Source organism: Ameyamaea chiangmaiensis, assembly GCF_013376175.1.
GTDB lineage: Bacteria > Pseudomonadota > Alphaproteobacteria > Acetobacterales > Acetobacteraceae > Ameyamaea > Ameyamaea chiangmaiensis.
The window spans coordinates 1-19708 of sequence record NZ_JABXXR010000043.1 but is presented as its reverse complement, the minus strand read 5'-3'; the positions used below and the strand labels follow the sequence as shown (position 1 = coordinate 19708).

Here is a 19708-nt window from a genome sequence, read left to right as displayed (position 1 = left end):
GCCGCGTCCGCCGCTGCTCCCCCGGCCATGACCGGCATGATCGCGTGGCGTTACCTGCCCGAGCCGTGGCGCGACGCGGCGCCCGGGCTGATCCGCACGATGGCCGGAGCGTGGGATTACCGGTGCGCGGCCCATGCCTATCTGACGCTGGTGCGCGGGGTGAGTCATCTGGCGCTGTTCGGCCGCACGCAGCCATGGGATCATCTGGCCGGCACCCTCATCCACGCAGAGGCCGGCGGCTACGCCGCCTGTCTGGATGCGACACCGTATGGCGCGCGCGCCGCCGGGCCGGGTCTTCTCTGTGCGCCCGATCGTGTGGGGTGGTCGGCGGTGCGCGGCCTTCTGGAGCCGTCGCTCTAGGCGCGGTTCAGGGACGTTACAGTTCTGCCCATTGGCGCAGCAGATTGTGGTAGGTGGAGGTCAGACCCAGAACCGCCGGGCTGTCGTCGGGCAGAGCGCGGCGCGTCTCGATGATCGCGCAGTCGAAATCGTACAGCAGCGCGCGCCGTGTATCGTCGCGCACCATCGACTGGCTCCAGAAAAACGACGCCCACCGGCTGCCACGGGTGATCAGGTTGACGCTGTGCAGACTGGTGGACGGATAGACGACCATATCGCCCGCAGGCAGCTTGACCTCGCGCGTGCCATACGTGTCCTGAATCACCAGTTCGCCCCCGTCATAGTCGGACGGATCGCTGAGAAACAGCGTCGAGGACACATCGGTGCGGATACGAAACCCGGTGCCGGGGATCGGCCGCACGGCGTTATCGACATGGGCGTGAAAATGCATGCCTTCGTCATAACGGTTGAAAAGCGGCGGATAGACCCGCAACGGCAGGGCGGCGCTGTTGAACGTCGGATTGCGCCCGAGCGCGCGCAGGACCATCTCGCCCAGTTCGCGACACTCCGGCGAATCCTGCGGCACCTGCAGATTGTTCTTCGCCTTGGCCGACTGCTCACCCGCCGTGACACGCCCGTCGGTCCAGACCGCGTGCTCCAGCCGCTCACGGCAGTGGCGGACCTCTTCGGCGGACAGAACGGCGGGAATATGGATCAGCATGGTAAGACGTCGCTCCGGGCAGAAGGCTCTCGGCTATGGGAGACGTTGCGCTCGGCCGACGCCTCCTGATGGAAAAAATCGTCCATTTTCGCGACGAACGCCACGGTTCCTTTGTCCCGGGCGACGGAAAAATGATGTTCGGCCTCCACGCCACGTCCTTCGTCGCGCAGGAAGCGGCCGAAATTGAAATGGGCGCGAAAATCGCCACAACGCGCACCGCGAGCGTAGTACGCCCGCGCGCGCGCGCGGTTACGACCCACGGCCCAGCCGTCCTCGTAAAATGTACCAATCATGTTGAACGACTTGCAATGTCCAAGGGCCGCCGCGCGGCGAAACCACGACAACGCGTTGTCCAGATCCCGGGCGCCCCCCCAGCCCAGACTCAGGCCGGTGGCGTAGTTATACATACCCCAGTCCAACCCGAGTGTCGCAGCGCGCTTATACCAGATCATCGCATCGGACGTGTTGCGTGGCGTTCCCCAGCCCAGTTCGCAGCAACGGCCGACCATATTGCAGGCCATCGGAACATTCACCGCCGCGGCGGCAAGAAACCAGTGCAGCGCGCCGGTTTCGCTGCGGGCAACGCCGATGCCGTTGAGCAGCATCTGCCCCACGGCAAGCTGAGCCTCCGGATCGCCAGCCCGGGCATGGGACATGGCGATGGAAAATGCTCTTTCGTTTGTATCAGAATTTTGCATTCAGTGTCACGAAGGCCGTGCGGCCGGCCGCCTGCGTTGCATAGTGGGTCGTATAGGCCTGACTGAAATATCTCTTGTTGGCGATATTCTGGATATTTAACTGCAGCGAGTAGTGCTTCCAGACACGGTAGTTGGCCATCATGTCGAAACGCCAGTAGCTCGGCACGAATTTGGGCACTGTGGGGGAGTCGGTGCCGTACACCTTGCTCATGTAATAGACGCCTGCACCCACTTTCAACTGGGGCAGAATGGCGTATGTATTCCACAGCGACAGGCTGTTGGCCGGCGTGTTGGGTGCGCGACGGCCGTTCATCAGGCCAGAGGCCGTCCCGGAACCGCCCGCTTCCATCAGACGCGCATCAAGATAGCTGTAGCCCCCGGTCATGTTCCAGCGATCCGTCAACTGCCCGTTGACGCCCACTTCAAACCCACGGGTCCTCTTCGAGCCACCGTTCGCAATACCGCCGGACGCCGTCGTGATCTTGAAATTCGTGCTATCAATCTGGAACAATGCGCCTGTTACCAGAATTCGGTTACGCAGGAACTGCCACTTCGAACCGACTTCGATGGTCCTGTCACGCTCCGGCTTCAAAACCGACCCGATATTGCCGCTCCGGTCAGCGCCAAGCGAAATATCGTCCGAGCCCTGACCGACCGAGTTCCCCGGTGGAATCGCCGCCGTAGCATAGGAGGCATAGATCGATCCGTTCGCCGTCGGCTTGTAGACCAAACCACCCTGATAGGTGAACAGGTTGTCGCCCCGACCGTACTCGCCTGCACGCGCTCGGTAGGTACTCTGAACATTATCAAGTCGAACACCAAAGTTCGCTTGCAGCTGAGGAAGAAACGTAATCGTGTCCGTCAGATAGACTGCCTTGGTGTCGAAACGCGTGCTGTTCGGATTCCCGGTCGGACGAACATCGCCGGTCCACAGGTCGCTCGCGTTCGGATTGAGTATGCTGGTGCAGGTGTGGGACGAAAACGCAAGGGCCGTAGCGCACCGTGTGAAATTGGTGCCCGTCGTCACGCTGACGCCGTTGACATAGGCGGTATAGTTATCGTTCTTGCCCTGCTCGCGCGTGAACTCGGTCCCGGTGGAAAACTGGTTTCTGAATCCGAAGAGATGGAACGTCCCGTAGAAATCGGTCTGGTTTGTCGCCGTATCGAACGTCGATATCCGGGAGTTGAGACGACGGTAGACATATCCGTAGTAAATATTGCCGTTACTGTCGTCAGGCATCGTCCAACGGTCGTTCTGGCGTGTCTCGGAGTACCGCGTCGTGTTGCGAAGATGCAGGTTGGCGCTGAAATCATGTTCCAGGCGCAACGTGCCCATGTCGATGGAATCGTTGTTGGAATCCCGATTAGTCAGTCCATACCAGGTATCAAACGGCACATTGATGGGCGCCCCACTACCGGTCGCCATCACGCGCGGCGCACCATTGGTGCGGGCCACGAATGCAGGATTGTTATAGGGAATCCCGACGTCAGGAACGTCACTATTCTGCATTCGGTAATACATCAGGGTGATTCGGTTAGGCGTCCCCAGTCCGAATGAGAGCGACGGCGCCACACCGTAACGGCGAAAATGCGCGGGCCCGCGACCGGCCTTGTCCTCATCATCACCCATCAGGTTCAGACGGAACGCGCCTGTGTCGGAAATCCGCCAGTTCCCGTCGAACGTCCCGCGCTTGTAATCCGCATTACCGAAACCGAGGCCGGCATCGATGGCGTTTTTAAGTTTCGGCATCTTGCTGTTGATGATGACCGATCCGCCGGCACCGGCACGCCCGCTGATGGCGCCGCTGTCGCCCTTGATGACGTCAACGGATTCAACGTTGAACGTCTCGCGCGACTGCGCACCCACATCGCGAAGCCCATCGACGAACGTGCTCGACTGGGAGTCGTACCCACGCAGGAAGGGGCGATCACCGACCGGGTTGCCGCCTTCGCCGGCACCCATCGTGATGCCCGGCACGTTACGAAGCGCGTCAGCCAACGTATTCGATGCAGTCTCGTCAAGTAACTGGCGGGAAATCACCGTAATACTTTTGGGCGTATCCAGCAGGGGTGCCGTGAACTTGGGCGAGCGCTGCCACTGGCCGATGACCTCGAGCTTCTCGTGCTCCTGGATCTCGCGTCCCTGGGTCACGCTTGTCGAAGCATGATGCTTTTTATGTTTTTCCGCATCCGTGTCCGTCGCCGCGAGCGCGAAAGAGTGCGAGCCGAACACCAGCGCCGCGCCGAATGTCAGGCCACCGGTCGTTTCGATTGTACCGCCGAGACTACGTCTCTTGTGAGTGTCCATTGTATCCGATCATCCGGGGCACACGCCCCCATTGGGAGAAAACGACGTTTTCTGTTAGTGATAATCATTCTCAAATTGTCCATATGAAGAGACGACTGGTCTGTCAACCTGGAAACACGCCGTTACGAACCGAAATACGCCACCCGTTGCAAAAGCGTCGGCATGCGGCGTTCAGGTTACGCCGAAGGCGCGCATCTTGCGGTACAACGTCGCGCGGCTGATCCCCAGGCTGCGGGCCGCGGCCATCACATCCCCGCCCGATGCCACAAGCGCCGAACGCACGACGCTTTCCTCCGCCTTCTGAAAACTCATGGCTTCACCAGCCTCAAGCTCATGCAGCAACTTCGGCCGTTCGGCGATCTTGTCGTCGGTCCAGCCGATCAGCGCGCGCGCCGCCCGCGTCGCGCCCGTTACCTCTCCGCAACCGTTGATCGACACCAGCGGGGACGAACACCCCTCCGCCGTACCCAGCGTCAGGATGCTTTGGCCAACATGGCAGTCCCGAAACAGCGCCTCCTCGATACGCCGCCCGGACTGAAGCAGCATCTCCATCACCAGAGGCGCGAGCGGACGCGTGCTGTTTCCGTTCAGGGCCGCGAGGTTGAGGGCGCCGACCACGCCGCCCTGGGCATCGAACAGCGGCACGGCATAGCTCGCCAGAAGCGAAAAGCAGTAGCGCCAGTGTTCCCCCTGCCCCAGAAAGATGGGACGGCATTCACGCACCGCTGTTCCCACGCCATTGGTCCCGGCCACAGCCTCGTCCCATATGGCGCCTTTCTGCAGGTGCATCCGGCGGCTGACCGGCACATGCGTGCTGTCGACCGCACGCGCCAGGATCATCGCGTTGGCGTCCGCCAGCAGCACCATCAGACCCAGCCCCTGCACCAGCGAGAAAAGCCGCCGCATTTCACCCGTTGCCGCCCGCAACAGCAGGCCGGAGCGCGCGCTGAGATAGCGGAACTCCGCCCCGCTCAGCACATCGGCCACCCAGCCCTGCGCAGGATCGAGATTGTAGGCCGAGGCGCATCGCTGCCAGGACGTTTCAAGGCCCGATGTGTGGCGCGCAACCGCCGACGACGATGAAGAAGAAGGTGGCATTATCGACACGCCGGTTCCGAAAGACGAAAGTCGCCCTACCGTCGTGGAACCGGAACCGGGGCCGCATCGCGACGCCCCGACCACGATCGAAACGCGTCGTCAGGCTGCCAGCGGCAGTAGCATGGCGCGGACGCCGTGTCACATCTCCTGGCTTTGTTCAAGCCTTCTTGAAAACGACGGTCGCGACAGCCCGGCCGATCCGTGCTGTCGGACGGCTTCACCACAGATAGACAAGCTTGATGTAATACGCGTTGCTCTCGGCCGTATTACGCCCCTCCAGCGAGTGGGAATAACGCGCGGTGATCGAGGTGTGCGCCGAAGTGTGCAGCATGAGGCCCGGGCCGAGGGTGGTTTCCCGCCCGCTGGAATTGGCCACGTATTGCCCGGCCGTGTTGTCGTAGGTTCCACCGACATTCTGCCAGTCGAAGGCGACGAACGGCTCGAAAAACGTCGACTGTTTCCAGCTGAAGCGCAGGTTGCTGTAGAACACCGTGCCGGGCGCGTAGCTGTGCTGGGCGCGCACGTGCTTGGTGGAACCGACGACCCACCCCAGATCCCCGTCGAAACTGAACCTGTCCCATTCGTAGTCGAAGATGAAACTCGAGATGTTCGACCAGTAATTCGGCGACGTCGCCTCCCGCGTGCCGACTGGTGTCTGCATGAAGGTCTGAAAACCGAACGTGCTGCGCTTGCTGGGTTTGAACCACGCCGCCGGACCGACGATGGTCGGACCCAGGCCGCCATAGCTGGTCCCGTTGGCCAGGACATAGCTTTCCCCCTGGATGACCTCAAAGGCGAAGCCGACATGGGGAATGGCGTCGAAGCTGCGGAAATGGACGTATTTCGTCAGGCCCGACCATGTGTGGCTGCCGCCCGCTGGTACCCGACGGCCGGTACTGTTGTAGGTATTGCCAGCCGCGTTGCCGTCGCCGTACTGCACCAGCACGTTGAACGGCTTGAAATCGACCGGCAGGTCATATTCGTGCGGCCCGATGATGCCCAGTGTGATGTCCGAGGCGCGCGCCGTTGCCGTCGATGCGACCAGCACCCCCGCACAGCAGGCGAGCGGGCGCAGCCGCCTGAACCCATCTGTCAAACGCATTGCGTAATTCCATTGCAAGAAGCAGGCGGCATCGGATCATGTCCCGATGCCGCCCGCGGGCCGTAGGCCCGACCGGTGCCTTACGGCGCGGCCGAACTGTCGAGCGTATAGGCGATGATGTAATCACCGCTGCGGGTGCCCAGACCACCATGACCGCCAGCGGCGATCAGCACGTACTGCTTGCCGCCGACCTCGTAGGACATCGGTGTGGCCTGGCCGCCGGCCGGCAGACGATCACGCCAGATCACGTTGCCGGTCGCGAGGTCGAACGCACGCAGATAGTCGTCCGCGGTCGCTCCCATGAACACCACGCCGCCTTTGGTGACGATGTTGCCGCCGATATTGTATATGCCGGTCGGCAGCGGGATGTTGTTGTGGGTGCGCAGCGGACCCGTATCGCGCGTTGTGCCCACCGGATGCTGCCATACGATCTTCTTGGTCACCAGGTCGATCGCCGTCAGCGTCCCCCAGACAGGCCCCTTGCAGGGGATCTGCAGCGGATTCAGCCATGGATTGGTGTAGGCGATATACGGCGTGCCGTAGTCAGGCGAGACGGACAGGGCGTCGCCCTTGGCGGCCGGTTCCTCCCCAGCCCCGTTCCACTTGGGCAGCGTGCCCGGGTTTTCCAGCGTCTGACGACGGTCGAGCTTGATGCGGAACGGCAGGTAGCTCGCGTTGGCCAGCATGATCTTGCGCTGCGGGTCAATCGTGATGCCCTGCCAGTCCACGATGCCGTAGAACGCCGGATAGACGATCGTGGTCTTGCCCAGATGCGGCGGCGTAAACTGCCCCTCATAGGCCGACTGACGATACTGGATGCGGCACACCATCTGGTCGAGCAGCGTGGCGCCCCACATGTCGCTCTCCTTCAGGTTCGCCGGCGTCAGGGACGGCATGGCAGCCGGGAAGGGCTGCGTCGGGGACACGTGGTCGTCGGGCACGACACCGGCCGTCGGCACGGCGCGTTCCTCGACCGGATAGCCGGGAACCGGCTGGCCGGTGCGACGGTCGAGCACGAAGAACTCGCCGCGCTTGGTGCTCTGCACCAGAGCCGGGACGGTCTGGCCGTTCGCGTCGGGCAGATCGACCATCGACGGACCGGACGGAATGTCCATGTCCCACAGATCGTGGTGAACCGTCTGGTAGGTCCAGCGACGCTCGCCGGTCTCGATGTCGAGCGCGATCGTGGCCGACGACGTGGCGTCGTCGAACGGACGGCGCGTGCCACCCCAGTTGTCGGGCGGCGAATTGCCCGTCGGGATATAGACCAGACCCAGATTGGTGTCGGCCGTGTAGACACCCCACGCATTAGGCGTGTCGCGCGTCAGGACGTCGTCAGGGCCCGGCTTCCACGTCTCCGGATTATGCCCGGCATCCCACACCCAGGCGATCTCGCCCGTCGTGGCGTCGAACGCGCGGATCGCGCCGGACGGCTCGAAATTCGCCTGATTGTCGAAAATCCATCCACCGGTGATGACGCGATTCTTCGCCACCAGCGGCGGCGACGTCACGAAGTGGAAGCCGTGCGGCACGTGACCCAGATACTGGCGCAGCGAGATGAAACCGTGGTCGCCGAAATCGTCACACGGCTTGCCGGTCTCCGCATCCAGCGCGACCATGCGCACGTCGGCGACAGGCGAGTAAATGCGCGAACGGCAGCTGGTCTGGATCTCGTCGGGAATGCGGTAATACGACACGCCACGGCAGGCCAGATAGACGTTCTTGGCCAGATCGGCCTGCGCCGGATGCGGGTCGAACTTCCACTTGATCTTGCCGGTGGCCGCGTCCATCGCGATCACCCAGCTGTGCGGCGTGCACATATAAAGTGTGTCGCCCACCTTGATCGGGGTGAGTTCGAGATTGAACTCATGCCCCTGGTCAGGGCCGGCAACCGCGTCTTCACCCGATTGCTGGGTGTCGCCCGTGCGGGTCATCCACGCGCGCTTGAGGTGGCTGACGTTGGTCGGCGTGATCTGGTCGAGCGGCGAGTAGCGATCGCCCGCCATGGTGCGGCCATAGGCGGACCAGTCGGCCTTCGGCGTGGCGTCGGCGGCCGTATCCGCCTGCCCCTGCGACGCCATGCGATCGGCGGGCACGCTGCCGTCGATCGAATAGGACGTGAAGCAGCTGATCAGCAGTGCGAGGCACGACACGGCCAGCGCGCCGATGATCTCGCGCTTGTCGGTAAACCAGCTGGTGCCGGTGCGCCATACCCACGGCAGCAGCATCCACACGCCGATCCCCACCAGCGTGAACAGGCGAACCTCGAGGCCCCAGATGTTGAAGCCGACTTCGGCCACCGACCAGATTGTGGCCAGCAGCAAAAGCGCGGCGTAGAGGCGCAGCGCGAGTCGGGGTGCCCGAAAGCCGCCGATCGCCGCGCCGAGCATCAGCAGGCCCGCGAGACAGTAGAACCATGACCCTCCGAGCAGCAGCAGTTCACCGCCCCCGAAGGTCAGATAAAGCCCGACGAGGGCGAGCAGGGCCGACGTGACCGCCGACCACAGTTTATAACGGGTTTCGTGCATGCTCCGTTTCTTTCCAAAGGCACCAGCCACGCGCGGGCCAGCCGGGTGAGCAATGTTGGGCAACCGCCAACCGCCTGCCGATCAGCCAAATCCGCCTTTGGATCGCCATAGTTCTTTGCGCCGCTCTCACGCGAACGTGTCTGCAACTCCTGCCCAGTCTCAGAATTGAGACGGCGCGGGCGGGACCGCACGACCCGGGCGACGGCACCACAGGCCACCGACATGGCGCACGCTTGTCCGCATGAATAGCGACAGGCCCCGGGCCCGGCCGGAACCCCGCGCGCCGGATTTGCCTTGGCAGACGAACAGCGAGCGGCAATACTTCGCGTCCTTTCGTGTCGACGCGGGCCGGACGGATCGTTCCCGTCGCGCCTTGTTCACGCACTTGAAACGGGATCGTGCCGTCATGAAGCGCACTGCGGACCTTCCGCGCTGCCCCCCGCCGGTCGTGGGTTTCGCCGACTGCTACACCGGCGGTTTCGTAGACGGGTTTCATACCCATGACCGGGGCCAGCTATCGGTGTTTCTCGGCGGAACCGTGACGGTCAGCACACGCAACAGCAGTTTCGTGCTCTGCCCGGGCCAAGGCCTGTGGCTTCCGGCCAACACGCTCCATCAGGCCGTGTGCCGCACCGATCTGGCGTTTCAGGTGGTCTATGTCGACCCAACGTTCAGCGGTGCCGACCTGCCATGCAAGATGTTCGACGTGTCGTCTCTCCTGCAGGGTCTGGTGGATGAGATCGTCGCGATGCGGTACGAGTTCGCCATGGACGACCGCATGTCGACGATCGCGCGGCTTCTGATCGACGAGCTCAGGCGTGCGCCGCAGATCGCCGAACGGCTGCTTCTGCCCACGGACCAACGCCTGCGCCGGGTGTGCGAAGCCATTACCGCCGCACCGGGGGACAGCCACGCCATCGATTACTGGGCGCGTGAGGCCGGTATGGCGCGGCGCACCTTTACCCGTCTGTTTCAGGCGGAAATGGGGATGGGCTTCGCGACGTGGCGCCGCAAGGTGCGCGTCCTCGAGGCCTCGTCCCGTATCGCGGCCGGTCAGTCGATCGCGGAGATCGCGTTCGATCTCGGCTACGGGAACGCCGGCAGTTTCAGCACGATGTTCCATCGCGCCTCCGGGGTGGCACCGCGCACCCTACGCGCCGTCGCATCGCACAAAACCCGCCCGTAGACGCGCGCCAGCACGTCGTGACCCCGTAGCGCGGCCGGCCAGACGGAAGCGACGTCGGCGATCAGGCAGAATTTGCCATCGTTCGGGCCATCGCGACGTTCCTCGCTTGCTGCGACTCCCAAACCTGTCTATGCGCGCAATTAAGTCTCATTCTTAATAAGGGGCGTCGCCGTTCTGTCTCGGCAGGGAACGGTGCTGCCAGGAACACGAGTTGGGTATGCAGCGAAGCACGATTCTTTATACGGCCTTCTTCTCGCTGGCACTGTGCGATCTGGCCGCCGCCGCCGATCAGGGACAGACGACCGTCAAGGCCCGCCACGCCACGACCGCGAAGGCCGCCGCCACCCAGACGGCCGTTACCGCCGACGCTGTAAAGGTCGAGGAACTCGAGGTCAGAGGCCGCAAGGCCTCGACCGTCGCCTCGTCGGCCACGAAATCAAATACGCCTCTGATCGAGACGGCCCAGTCGGTGACGGTCATTACGCGCGACGAGATGGACGCGCGCGGGGTGCTGACCCTGAACCAGGCCGTGCGGTACGCCGCGGGCATCACCGCCGATACCCGCGGCGGGGAAGGCACGCGCTACGATCTGTTCGACCTGCGCGGTTTCACCGTGCCGACCTTTCTCGACGGTCTCAAACTTCAGGACAGTCCCACGGGTTTTGCCGTCGCCCAGACCGATACCTTCCGTCTCGATCGCGTCGAGCTTCTCAAGGGGCCGGCCTCGGCGCTGTATGGTCAGTCCAGCCCCGGCGGCCTGACTGCCCTGTCCAGCAAGCTGCCGACCGACCAGCGGTTTTATGGCAGCGTCAACACGACCGGCGGCATGTTCGACCTCTATCGCGTCGATGCCGACGTGGGCGGTTTCGCGACTGACAACGGTCTTGTCCGCTACCGGCTGTATGGAACGGTAAACGGCCAGCACACGCAGCTCAGCAAGACCGGAAGCCGACGTTTCAGTATCAGCCCCGCCTTCACGTTCGGGGGCGACGGCCCGACCACGCTGACCCTGTTAGGCAATTACCAGTACGACCCGGAGAGCGGTTCCTATGGCGGCCTGCCGCTCGTCGGATCCCTGACCCGCGCGTCCTATGGCTACCTGCCGCGAAATTTCTACGACGGCGACGTGCCTTCGGAAAAATTCAATCGCCGACAGGGTTCGATCACCTACATCCTCAATCATCGCTTCAACAAGGACTGGAGCTTCAGCACACGCGGCCGGTACGACGACATCCGGACGATCTACCGCAGCGTCTACAACAACGGCTATTACGACAGCGACGACGGCAGCAGCGGCGAGATGTTGTCGCGCTCGGCCTACGGCACGAAGGAACACACCTACAACCTCGCGTTCGACAGCCAGTTCAAGGGCCATGTGCGCACCGGACCGCTGCAACACGTCCTGATGTTCGGATTCGACTACATGCAGCAGACGGCCAACGACAACGAGTCCTACGGCGACGCGCCCGATCTCGATGTCCTGCACCCCGACTATCACATGCTCATTCCCGCTCTGACGCCGACTGCGGATTACGTGACGAAGTCCCACCAGATCGGCGCGTATGGCCAGGACGAAATTCACTGGAAAGGCCTTGTCCTGAACGGCAGCATTCGCAACGACTGGTATCGATCCCACCAGGTGGAATCCCTGTCCCAGACCGACACACGCCAACACGCGGGTCAGATCACGTGGCGTGCCTCGGGCCTCTATCACTTCGACTTCGGCCTGGCACCCTACATCAGCTATTCGACATCGTTCCAGCCACAGTCGGGCAGTGTGTCCAACGACGGCGGACTGACGGTGCGTCAGGCCAGTCCGTCGCTCGGAAAGCAGCTCGAAGGTGGCGTGAAGTATCAGGTTCCGGGCACGTCGGTCCTTCTGACCGCCGCGGGCTTCCATATCGAACAGAGCAACGTTCTCGTCTCCGTCGCCAATACTGGCTACAGCGTGCAGAGCGGTCTAGTACATTCCGACGGGTTCGAGTTCGAGGCGCACGCGGAACCATTCCGCAACGTCATGCTGACGGCGGCTGTCAGTTTCCAGAAACTCAAGGACGATTCGACCGGAAAGCCGCTGATCCAGTCGGGCAAGGGCAATGCCTCGCTGTTCGCGTTCTATACGATGCCCAAGGGACCGCTCAAAGGCCTCGGCTTCGGCGGCGGCATGCGTTATTCGAACAAAGTGTATGGCGGCGAAGCGACCTACGGCAGCGTCTGGCTGCCGCACTACGCCCTGTTCGACGGGTCGCTGACCTATGACCTCGCGAACTTGTCGCGTTCGCTCCGTGGCTGGAAGGCATCGGCCAGCGTGCGCAACCTGTTCGACAAGCACTATGTCGCCAACTGCTTCGCCTATGGCGCGGACGGGGAATATTGCTACTACGGGGAACGCCGGAACGCCCAGGCCAGCATCGGCTTCAGCTGGTAAAAGGTCCGAACGTTTTGTGGCGGTGTCCCTGTCCGATGACCGGGGGCCGCCGCGGGACGCCCCGCCCGCCCCCCGGTGATGGCATGCGGCCCTAGATCGGCCGGTTCACCTCGCGCTCCAGCGTCTCGCGCGAAATTTCGGCGATCGTCCGGGCCCCGGTCAGCGTCATCGCGACGCGGAGTTCCTTGTCCATCAGGTCCAGCAGGCGCACGACGCCCCGGCCACCCGCCGCTGACAGCGCATAGGCGAAACTGCGCCCCAGCATGACCGCATCGGCCCCAAGGGCGAGCATCCGCGCGATGTCGAGACCCGATCGCACGCCTGAATCGGCCAGAATCGCCAACTCCCCCTTCACCGCATCGGCAATGGGCGGCAGCGCCCGGCAACTGGACAGCACACCGTCGAGCTGCCGCCCGCCATGGTTGGACACGACCAGACCGTCCGCGCCGAACCGCACCGCGTCACGCGCGTCGTCGGGGTCGAGAATCCCCTTGAGGATCATCGGCCCGTCCCAGAAATCGCGGATCCATTGCAAATCTTTCCAACTGATCGACGGGTCGAAATTGCGCGCAAGCTGGCCGATATAATCGTCCAGCGGCAGCGGTTGCCCGCGATAGGCGGAGATATTGCCAAGGTCATGCGGACGCCCGCGCACGCCGACGTCCCACGCCCAGTGCGGATGCGTGACCGCCTGCGCATAGCGCCGCCATGCCGCGAACGGGCCCGACATGCCGGAATGGGCGTCACGATAGCGCGCGCCAGGCGTGGGCATGTCGACGGTGAACACAAGCGTGGTGATGCCCGCCGCCTTCGCGCGCTCCAGCACATTGCGCATGAAGCCCCGATCCTTGAGCACATAGAGCTGGAACCAGATCGGCGCCGGGCTGCGCGCCTGAACCTCCTCGATCGGACAGACCGACACGGTCGAGAGCGTATAGGGGATGTTCTTGAACGCCGCCGCGCGCGCGGCCTGTACCTCCCCCCGACGGGCGAACATGCCGGTCAGGCCGACGGGCGCCAGGGCGGCGGGAAACGCCCAGTCGCGGCCGAACAGGGTGATATCGGTGCGCAGCCCGTCGACGTTGCGCAGGATACGCTGGCGGAGCGCCAGGTCGGCAAGGTCGGCCGTATTGCGATGGAGCGTATGTTCGTCATACGCGCCACCATCGATATAGTGGAACAGGAAGGGCGGCAGCCGGCGGCGCGCGGCCTCGCGGTAATCCTTGGCCGACGAGACGATCATGGCGTTTCCTTTCCTGTGTTATGGGCCCGGTTGCGGGCCCCGGAGTGTGGCGCTGCTCCGGCCGGGCGGACAAGCCCCGCCCCGAGCCCTGCCCGCAGCCCGGCCACGCCCGGACACGTCGGCCGTGTCGAAAAGGCATGACAGATCGTTTCGGGCATGATGTGATAACCATATCGATAGCGCATCAACGCATGAGGGGCAGGCATGTCGGCTTGGCGATACGCGATGGGGCTCGGTCTTCCGGCCCTGGCGATCATGGTGGGGGAATATGGGCTGAGCGACATGCGCACGACGCTGTTGGGCATGCCCGTCGTTCTGGTGTGGATCACCGCATGGATGGTGCTGACCAGTGGTTGCCTGGGTGTCTGCTGGCTGGTCTGGGACCGCGACGGGGTCGAAGATCCAGCCTGACGTCCGCCGTTCAGGTGACCAGGTCGGCCGAGTTCGCCCCAAGACATGCGACAGCATCCGCCGGTGCGAGCCGCACCAGATAACCGCGTTGGCCGCCGTTGATATAGACCTGATCCTCGGTCAAGGCAGCGGCTTCGAACGCGGTCGGCACCTGCTTTTTCTGCCCGAACGGGCTGATGCCACCGACACGATAGCCGGTCGAGCGCTCCGCGTCCGCGGGCTTCATCATCTGCGCGGCCTTGCCCCCGAAGGCGGCAGCGACCTTCTTCATCGACAGCTCGCGATCCGATGGCACGACAAGGCACACTGCCCTGCCGTCCACCAGCGCCATCAGGGTCTTGAGCACGCATGACGGCGCAGCGCCCACCGCCTCGGCCGCCTGCAGGGCAACGCGATCGGCATCCGCGTCGTAGGTGTAAACATGTGCGGTGAAGGCAATGCCGGCCTTGGACAGAACCTGTGCGGCGCGGGTGGCGGCGAGCTTGGACATACCCGCAGGTTTATCCCGATCCACCCGGCGGGAAAAGGCGCGGCCATGCGGAGCAGGTCGCGCATAGGGCATGGCGGACCCGCGCGGCCGCACCGTTACAGCAGACGCATCTGATCGGCAGTGTCCGCCGCGTCCTGCCCCAGACCGGACAGGGCGACCCCCAGCAGACGCACGCCCTGCCCGTCCGGCAACGCCGTGCGCAACAGGGCCAGCGCCGTGTCGCGCAGGTCGGCCTCGCCGGTCCAGGGTCGCTCACCGGAGCGGCTGCGGGTCACCGACCGGAAATTGCTGTAGCGCACCTTGACCGTCACACCCCGCGCGCGCAGGCCGCGCGCCTGAGCCTGATCCCAGACCTTGGCACACAGCGCGACGAGTACCTGATCCATCTCCGGCACGGTCATCAGGTCGCGCTCGAACGTCGTCTCCGAGCCCAGCGACTTGCGAGGACGATCAACCACCACCGGGCGGTCATCGCGACCGCGCGCAATATCGTAATAGAACTGCCCCGCCTTGCCGAAATGATGCACCAGAAACGCAAGGGTCTGCCGGCGGAGGTCCAGCCCCGTCATCAGGCCCAGCGCCTGCATCCGCCGCGCCGTGGCGGGCCCGATGCCGTGGAACGCCTCCACCGGCAGCGTTTCGACGAAACGTGGGCCAAGATGGGGCGGAATGACGAACAGCCCGTCCGGCTTGCGCTGGTCCGACGCCAGCTTGGCGAGAAAGCGGTTATACGACACGCCGGCGGACGCGGTCAGCGCGGTCTCGCGCAGAATGGCGGCGCGGATATCCTGCGCAATGGCCGTCGCCGACCCCAGATCGACCAGCGGCCGGGTGACGTCCAGCGTCGCCTCGTCCAGCGAAAGCGGCTGGATCAGGGGCGTGTAGCGGGCAAAGATCGCGTGAATCTGGCGCGAGACGGCGCGATAGGCGTCAAAGCGGGGCGGGACGAAAATCAGCGCGGGGCATTTGCGCCGCGCGATGCTGGCCGGCATGGCCGACCGCACGCCGAACCGCCGGGCCTCGTAACTCGCCGCCGCGACGACGCCCCGCGCGCGGGTGCCTCCCACGGCCAGCGGCCTGCCGCGCAGGGATGGGTCATCGCGCTGCTCCACGGACGCATAGAACGCGTCCATATCCACATGGATGATCCGTCGCGCGTCCGGTTCGTGGCCTTCGCTCATTGCCACGCATTATCGCCAACCAAAGGAACAAAACAAGATCATACAACACCCGCCGCGCTGTTCAGCATCTGGAATTTCGCCATCTCCGGCTGATGCCGAAACAGGAAGAGCATGTAGTAATCGCGGTAGTGGCGCTTGTTACGCGCGACGCGGGCATAAAACGGATAGATTGTGCGTGGCCCGTCAAAGCCGGGGGGCGCGGGATAGGTGTCCACGATGCATGTGGCCCGGAACAGAGGCTTGTACAGCGCGCTGTCCGACCCGGGCACCTCGGCGACATAATGCAGGTGCCGACGGAAATCCTTCAGCCGCGCGGGCAGCACGAACACCATGTCCTTTTCGATAAACGCGGCCCCCGTGGACGGACGGGTGCGGTAACGAAGGTCGTCCGGCATGTCGGAGAAAAACGAATAGCCCTGAACGATCATCGCGCTCCCTCCACGTCCGCTGCCTCCCGGCCGGCGGGGTTATGTCACACCCGGCGACGCAGGCCCAATCGGGCCACGGTCGTTTTCCGCTCTGGCCCTTCGGGGCGCGTACACGGCATGATGGTGCGATGACCGACCATACTGCCGCCACCCCAGGCCACGACCCCGGCGGGATCGCCGACCGTCTGCCGCTTCTGCGCCGCCGGGCCCTGATGACGCGCGGCGTTCGCGCCTTTTTCGACGCGCGCGACTATCTGGAGGTGGAAACCCCGTTCGCCGTCCCCACCCCCGGCGAGGAAGTGCATCTGTGCGCGTTTCGCACGGAGCGCGAGGGACCAGACGGCCGTCGCACACCACTGTTCCTGCACACCAGCCCTGAATTCGCGATGAAGCGGATCGTCGCGGCCACCGGCGTGCCGGTCTTCCAGCTCGCCCGCGTCTGGCGCAACGGCGAGGCGAGCGCCCTGCACGCGCCCGAGTTCACGATGCTGGAGTGGTATCGCCCCCGCGCCGACCTCGCCAGTCTGATGGACGAGACCGAGGCCCTGCTCCGCTGCGTCCTGCCGCCGACGGTGCCCCATGCCGATGGGCCGATCGACATCGCCGGACCGTTCGAGCGCCTGACGCTTCAGGACGCCTTCGCGCGCCATGTCGGGGCCGACCTGCTGGGCACGATCGACGACGCCGATGCGCTGGCGGCCCAGTCCGGCACGACCCTGCGCGCGGGCGAGACGTGGGAGGACCTGTTTTTCCGCCTGCTGCTTGAACGGATCGAGCCCGTGATCGGACGCGCGCGTCCCACGTTCCTGACGCACTGGCCCGCACCACAGGCCGCCCTCGCCCGGCGGGACCCGGTCGATCCGCGCGCGGCGTTGCGATTCGAGCTGTATGCAGGCGGCATCGAACTGGCCAACGCGTTCGAGGAACTGACCGACCCGGTCGAACAGCGCACCCGCTTTACCGAGGACCGGGAACGGCGCGCGGCACTCTATCCCGACGATCCACGACGCGACTGGCCGATGGACGAGGCGCTGCTGGCGGCACTGGGCGCCATGCCGCCCTGTTCGGGCATCGCGCTGGGGTTCGACCGACTGGTCATGCTGGCTTGCGCGGCCCCGCGCCTGACCGACATCCTGTGGCTGGGTGGAGAATCTATCGCCGGACTGAAAGAATCGTAACCAATCGTCCCTCCGGGGGAACGGGGCTTGTTCTTTGCGCGTCATAAGGGAAAAGTAGCGCCTTGTTTTCGTTCGACCACCGGTGGTCCGGAGTGCCTGCGTCATGACCCTTATCCGGCTTGTTCCCCTCGTGGCACTTCTTGCGCTGACCGCGTGCGAGACGCCCAGTCCCAAGCAGCGTCGCCTGCTCGATTCGATGGTCGGCCAGCCCGAGGTCAGCCTGATCCGGCAGTTCGGCGTGCCGACACGCACGTTCTCGGCCAACGGGCACAACTTCCTGGCCTATGTCGACAACCAGACGTCCTATTACTCCGGCGGCGGGTCCGGCTGGGGTTGGGGCTGGGGTGGCGGCGGATGGGGCTGGGGCGGTCCTGGATGGGGCGGTGGCTGGGGCGGCTGGGGTAGCGGCTACGGCATGGGTGGCCCCGGCGGATGGGGTGGTGGATGGGGCGGCAGCACCTACAGCTCCAGCTGTCAGACCACGTTCGAGGTTATCGACGGCAAGGTCAGCGCCTGGACGATGCGGGGCGACGGATGCTGACGCCGCGCAGGGTCAGCCTGCCCGCGGCCCTCGCCCTTCTGGCCGCCCTCACCGCATGCGAAAGCGACGCCCATCAGGACTCGCTCGGGGTCCAGTCGCGCCTTCATGCCGATATCCTGCCCACCAATTCGGTCGCGCATGCCTACCATCCGCGCGGCGGCGACGCGCCGGACAGCCCGATCGCCTACACGGCGCCGGCAAGCCCGTCTTTCGCGGACCGCCCGCTGGATGAAAACCTGCGCGCTTCCATCGAACTCGCCGATTACGTGCATGGTCTGGACCGCACCGGGCTGATGACCCGCCTCGCGCGATCTGGGCCGTTCACGGTGTTCGCCATTCCCAACGAGGCGCTGGAAACCTACGCCGGGGCCACGCCCCCCGCGCAGCTGTTCGCCGCGTCCCGCTTGCCGGCCATGACCCGGCTTCTGGGCTACACCATCGTGCGGGGCCGTTGGACGGAGGCCCGATTGCGCAAGGCCATCGCACGCGGCAGGATGGGGGCCATCGCCCTGCCTACCGCGTCCGGCGATCTTCTGACGATCCAGACCGAGCGCGGAACCGGCCAGTTGCTGCTGGCCAATGCGCGCGGCGCCACCAACCGGCTGTGGGTGCGCGACCTCGCGCAATCCAACGGGGTTCTGTACCTCACCCAGTCGGTCCTGCCGCCGGGTTGACCCCGCGGCCCCCACCGCGCACGCCGGGGACGAACGCGCGGTGAGGCAGACGTTCCGGACCCTGCGCATCCACAATTACCGCCTGTGGGCGATGGGCGCGCTGGTGTCGAATATCGGCACATGGATGCAGCGCGTCGCCCAGGACTGGGTGGTGCTGACCCACCTGACCGCGCACGATGCCTCGGCCGTCGGGATCGTCATGGCCCTTCAGTTCGGCCCGATCGCCCTGCTGCTGCCCCTGTCCGGGCTGGTGGCCGACCGTTGCGACCGCCGCAAGGTACTGATGCTGACGCAGGCCGCCATGGGGATGGTTGCCCTCGGCGCGGGCTCGCTGCTGCTGTTGGGGCGTCTGACACTGTGGGAGGTCTGGGGGTTCGCGCTGCTGCTGGGCATCACCACCGCCTTCGACTCGCCTTCGCGCCAGACGTTCGTCGCCGAGATGGTGGGCGAGGCGGAGCTGGCCAATGCCGTGGCGCTGAACTCCGCCTCCTTCAATCTCGGGCGCATGCTGGGGCCGGCGGTCGCGGGGGGACTGTTGGCCGTGCTCGGCGCGGGGTGGGTGTTTGTGCTCAATGCCGGCTCCTTCGGGGCCGTGCTGCTGGCGCTGGGGGCGATGCGCACGCAGGACCTGCATCGCGGCAAGGCGCGAGCGCCCGGACGCACCGGACTGGCCGCCGGATTTGCCTATGTGCGTCGTCGCCGCGACCTGACGGCGATCGTGACCATGCTGTTCCTGATCGGCACATTCGGCCTGAACTTTCCGATCTATATCGCGACAATGGCGGTCACGACGTTCCATGTCGGCGCGGGTCAGTTCGGGCTGCTGACCACCCTGATGGCGAGTGGCTCCGTCGTCGGCGCGCTGGTGTCGGCCGGCTGGAAGACGAGGGGCATGGCCCTTCTGGTGCGCGCGGCGTGTGCCTTCGGCACGGGCTGCGCCCTGGCCGCCGTCATGCCGCGCTATGCACTGTTCGGCCTGATGCTGGTGCCGCTGGGCATTGCAACGCAGATCTTCAACACTTCGGCGAATGCCCTGGTGCAGATGGGCACCGCGCCGGAGATGCGCGGACGCGTGATGGCCATCGTGCTGGGGCTGGCACTGGGCGGCACGCTGATCGGCGCGCCGTTCGTGGGCTGGGTCGCCGACGCGCTCG

General features: G+C 64.8%; 17 protein-coding genes and 1 pseudogene. 8 read left to right on the top strand and 10 right to left on the bottom strand.

Going from position 1 to position 19708, the window contains the following annotated elements:
- Nucleotides 1-360 (top strand): annotated as a pseudogene (locus HUK82_RS07630) (inositol monophosphatase family protein); the annotation flags it as partial.
- Nucleotides 361-376: 16 nt separating this feature from the next.
- Here HUK82_RS07630 and HUK82_RS07625 read toward each other — a convergent pair.
- The 6 genes from HUK82_RS07625 to HUK82_RS07600 all read right to left on the bottom strand — a co-directional run bounded on the left by HUK82_RS07625 (nucleotide 377) and on the right by HUK82_RS07600 (nucleotide 8794).
- Nucleotides 377-1060: a Fe2+-dependent dioxygenase gene (locus HUK82_RS07625; RefSeq protein ID WP_176613397.1), complete on the bottom strand. Its 684-nt coding sequence runs from the start codon at nucleotides 1058-1060 to the stop codon at nucleotides 377-379.
- Nucleotides 1054-1716, bottom strand: a complete 663-nt coding sequence (locus tag HUK82_RS07620) for a tetratricopeptide repeat protein (RefSeq protein ID WP_246495345.1) — start codon at nucleotides 1714-1716, stop codon at nucleotides 1054-1056. Before HUK82_RS07620 ends, HUK82_RS07625 begins: the two co-directional genes overlap by 7 nt.
- Before the next feature lie 28 nt (nucleotides 1717-1744).
- The gene (locus HUK82_RS07615) at nucleotides 1745-4066 is read right to left on the bottom strand and encodes a TonB-dependent receptor (protein WP_176613395.1); all 2322 of its coding nucleotides are present in this window, start codon (nucleotides 4064-4066) and stop codon (nucleotides 1745-1747) included.
- A gap of 171 nt (nucleotides 4067-4237) precedes the next feature.
- Nucleotides 4238-5164: a helix-turn-helix domain-containing protein gene (locus HUK82_RS07610; protein ID WP_176613394.1), complete on the bottom strand. Its 927-nt coding sequence runs from the start codon at nucleotides 5162-5164 to the stop codon at nucleotides 4238-4240.
- Between the two features lie 217 nt (nucleotides 5165-5381).
- Complete coding sequence (locus tag HUK82_RS07605) at nucleotides 5382-6266, bottom strand: transporter (RefSeq protein ID WP_176613393.1); 885 nt, start codon at nucleotides 6264-6266, stop codon at nucleotides 5382-5384.
- Between the two features lie 80 nt (nucleotides 6267-6346).
- Nucleotides 6347-8794 (bottom strand): membrane-bound PQQ-dependent dehydrogenase, glucose/quinate/shikimate family, encoded by a 2448-nt coding sequence (locus HUK82_RS07600; protein ID WP_176613392.1) that lies wholly within the window; start codon nucleotides 8792-8794, stop codon nucleotides 6347-6349.
- 406 nt (nucleotides 8795-9200) lie between these two features.
- On the opposite strand from HUK82_RS07600, the gene HUK82_RS07595 reads away from it, so the two are divergent.
- Together HUK82_RS07595 and HUK82_RS07590 are read left to right on the top strand one after the other, a co-directional pair.
- Entirely contained in the window at nucleotides 9201-9980 is a 780-nt protein-coding gene (locus HUK82_RS07595) for an AraC family transcriptional regulator (protein WP_176613391.1), read from the top strand.
- A 217-nt stretch (nucleotides 9981-10197) separates the two neighbouring features.
- The gene (locus tag HUK82_RS07590) at nucleotides 10198-12408 is read left to right on the top strand and encodes a TonB-dependent siderophore receptor (RefSeq protein ID WP_176613390.1); all 2211 of its coding nucleotides are present in this window, start codon (nucleotides 10198-10200) and stop codon (nucleotides 12406-12408) included.
- A gap of 91 nt (nucleotides 12409-12499) precedes the next feature.
- Here the strand turns inward: HUK82_RS07590 and lldD are convergent, their stop codons facing one another.
- Complete coding sequence (gene lldD, locus HUK82_RS07585; RefSeq protein ID WP_176613389.1) at nucleotides 12500-13651, bottom strand: FMN-dependent L-lactate dehydrogenase LldD; 1152 nt, start codon at nucleotides 13649-13651, stop codon at nucleotides 12500-12502.
- Between the two features lie 204 nt (nucleotides 13652-13855).
- On the opposite strand from lldD, the gene HUK82_RS07580 reads away from it, so the two are divergent.
- Nucleotides 13856-14062 (top strand): DUF3311 domain-containing protein, encoded by a 207-nt coding sequence (locus HUK82_RS07580; protein ID WP_176613388.1) that lies wholly within the window; start codon nucleotides 13856-13858, stop codon nucleotides 14060-14062.
- Nucleotides 14063-14072: 10 nt separating this feature from the next.
- On the opposite strand, the gene ybaK is transcribed toward HUK82_RS07580, so the two are convergent.
- From ybaK to HUK82_RS07565, 3 genes are all read right to left on the bottom strand, one after another.
- A complete protein-coding gene (ybaK, locus tag HUK82_RS07575; RefSeq protein WP_176613387.1) occupies nucleotides 14073-14552 on the bottom strand; it encodes a Cys-tRNA(Pro) deacylase in 480 nt (159 codons plus the stop codon).
- Between the two features lie 95 nt (nucleotides 14553-14647).
- Entirely contained in the window at nucleotides 14648-15733 is a 1086-nt protein-coding gene (dinB, locus tag HUK82_RS07570; protein WP_176613386.1) for a DNA polymerase IV, read from the bottom strand.
- A gap of 38 nt (nucleotides 15734-15771) precedes the next feature.
- Nucleotides 15772-16161, bottom strand: coding sequence for a hypothetical protein (locus HUK82_RS07565; RefSeq protein ID WP_246495346.1), 390 nt, complete (start codon nucleotides 16159-16161; stop codon nucleotides 15772-15774).
- 128 nt (nucleotides 16162-16289) lie between these two features.
- On the opposite strand from HUK82_RS07565, the gene epmA reads away from it, so the two are divergent.
- The 4 genes from epmA to HUK82_RS07545 form a co-directional block, all read left to right on the top strand.
- A complete protein-coding gene (gene epmA, locus HUK82_RS07560; protein ID WP_176613385.1) occupies nucleotides 16290-17339 on the top strand; it encodes an EF-P lysine aminoacylase EpmA in 1050 nt (349 codons plus the stop codon).
- Between the two features lie 103 nt (nucleotides 17340-17442).
- Complete coding sequence (locus HUK82_RS07555; RefSeq protein WP_176613384.1) at nucleotides 17443-17880, top strand: hypothetical protein; 438 nt, start codon at nucleotides 17443-17445, stop codon at nucleotides 17878-17880.
- Entirely contained in the window at nucleotides 17874-18554 is a 681-nt protein-coding gene (locus HUK82_RS07550) for a fasciclin domain-containing protein (RefSeq protein ID WP_176613383.1), read from the top strand. Before HUK82_RS07555 ends, HUK82_RS07550 begins: the two co-directional genes overlap by 7 nt.
- Before the next feature lie 40 nt (nucleotides 18555-18594).
- Nucleotides 18595-19708 (top strand): MFS transporter (locus tag HUK82_RS07545; protein WP_176613382.1); only part of this gene is annotated, 1114 nt, incomplete at its 3' end.

What these genes read in the sequence shown, in the direction of transcription:
- HUK82_RS07625 (WP_176613397.1), bottom strand. Translation starts at nt 1,060, where the DNA reads ATGCTGATCCATATTCCCGCCGTTCTGTCCGCCGAAGAGGTCCGCCAC.
- HUK82_RS07620 (WP_246495345.1), bottom strand. Translation starts at nt 1,716, where the DNA reads ATGTCCCATGCCCGGGCTGGCGATCCGGAGGCTCAGCTTGCCGTGGGG.
- HUK82_RS07615 (WP_176613395.1), bottom strand. Translation starts at nt 4,066, where the DNA reads ATGGACACTCACAAGAGACGTAGTCTCGGCGGTACAATCGAAACGACC.
- HUK82_RS07610 (WP_176613394.1), bottom strand. Translation starts at nt 5,164, where the DNA reads ATGCCACCTTCTTCTTCATCGTCGTCGGCGGTTGCGCGCCACACATCG.
- HUK82_RS07605 (WP_176613393.1), bottom strand. Translation starts at nt 6,266, where the DNA reads ATGCGTTTGACAGATGGGTTCAGGCGGCTGCGCCCGCTCGCCTGCTGT.
- HUK82_RS07600 (WP_176613392.1), bottom strand. Translation starts at nt 8,794, where the DNA reads ATGCACGAAACCCGTTATAAACTGTGGTCGGCGGTCACGTCGGCCCTG.
- HUK82_RS07595 (WP_176613391.1), top strand. Translation starts at nt 9,201, where the DNA reads ATGAAGCGCACTGCGGACCTTCCGCGCTGCCCCCCGCCGGTCGTGGGT.
- HUK82_RS07590 (WP_176613390.1), top strand. Translation starts at nt 10,198, where the DNA reads ATGCAGCGAAGCACGATTCTTTATACGGCCTTCTTCTCGCTGGCACTG.
- lldD (WP_176613389.1), bottom strand. Translation starts at nt 13,651, where the DNA reads ATGATCGTCTCGTCGGCCAAGGATTACCGCGAGGCCGCGCGCCGCCGG.
- HUK82_RS07580 (WP_176613388.1), top strand. Translation starts at nt 13,856, where the DNA reads ATGTCGGCTTGGCGATACGCGATGGGGCTCGGTCTTCCGGCCCTGGCG.
- ybaK (WP_176613387.1), bottom strand. Translation starts at nt 14,552, where the DNA reads ATGTCCAAGCTCGCCGCCACCCGCGCCGCACAGGTTCTGTCCAAGGCC.
- dinB (WP_176613386.1), bottom strand. Translation starts at nt 15,733, where the DNA reads ATGAGCGAAGGCCACGAACCGGACGCGCGACGGATCATCCATGTGGAT.
- HUK82_RS07565 (WP_246495346.1), bottom strand. Translation starts at nt 16,161, where the DNA reads ATGATCGTTCAGGGCTATTCGTTTTTCTCCGACATGCCGGACGACCTT.
- epmA (WP_176613385.1), top strand. Translation starts at nt 16,290, where the DNA reads ATGACCGACCATACTGCCGCCACCCCAGGCCACGACCCCGGCGGGATC.
- HUK82_RS07555 (WP_176613384.1), top strand. Translation starts at nt 17,443, where the DNA reads ATGACCCTTATCCGGCTTGTTCCCCTCGTGGCACTTCTTGCGCTGACC.
- HUK82_RS07550 (WP_176613383.1), top strand. Translation starts at nt 17,874, where the DNA reads ATGCTGACGCCGCGCAGGGTCAGCCTGCCCGCGGCCCTCGCCCTTCTG.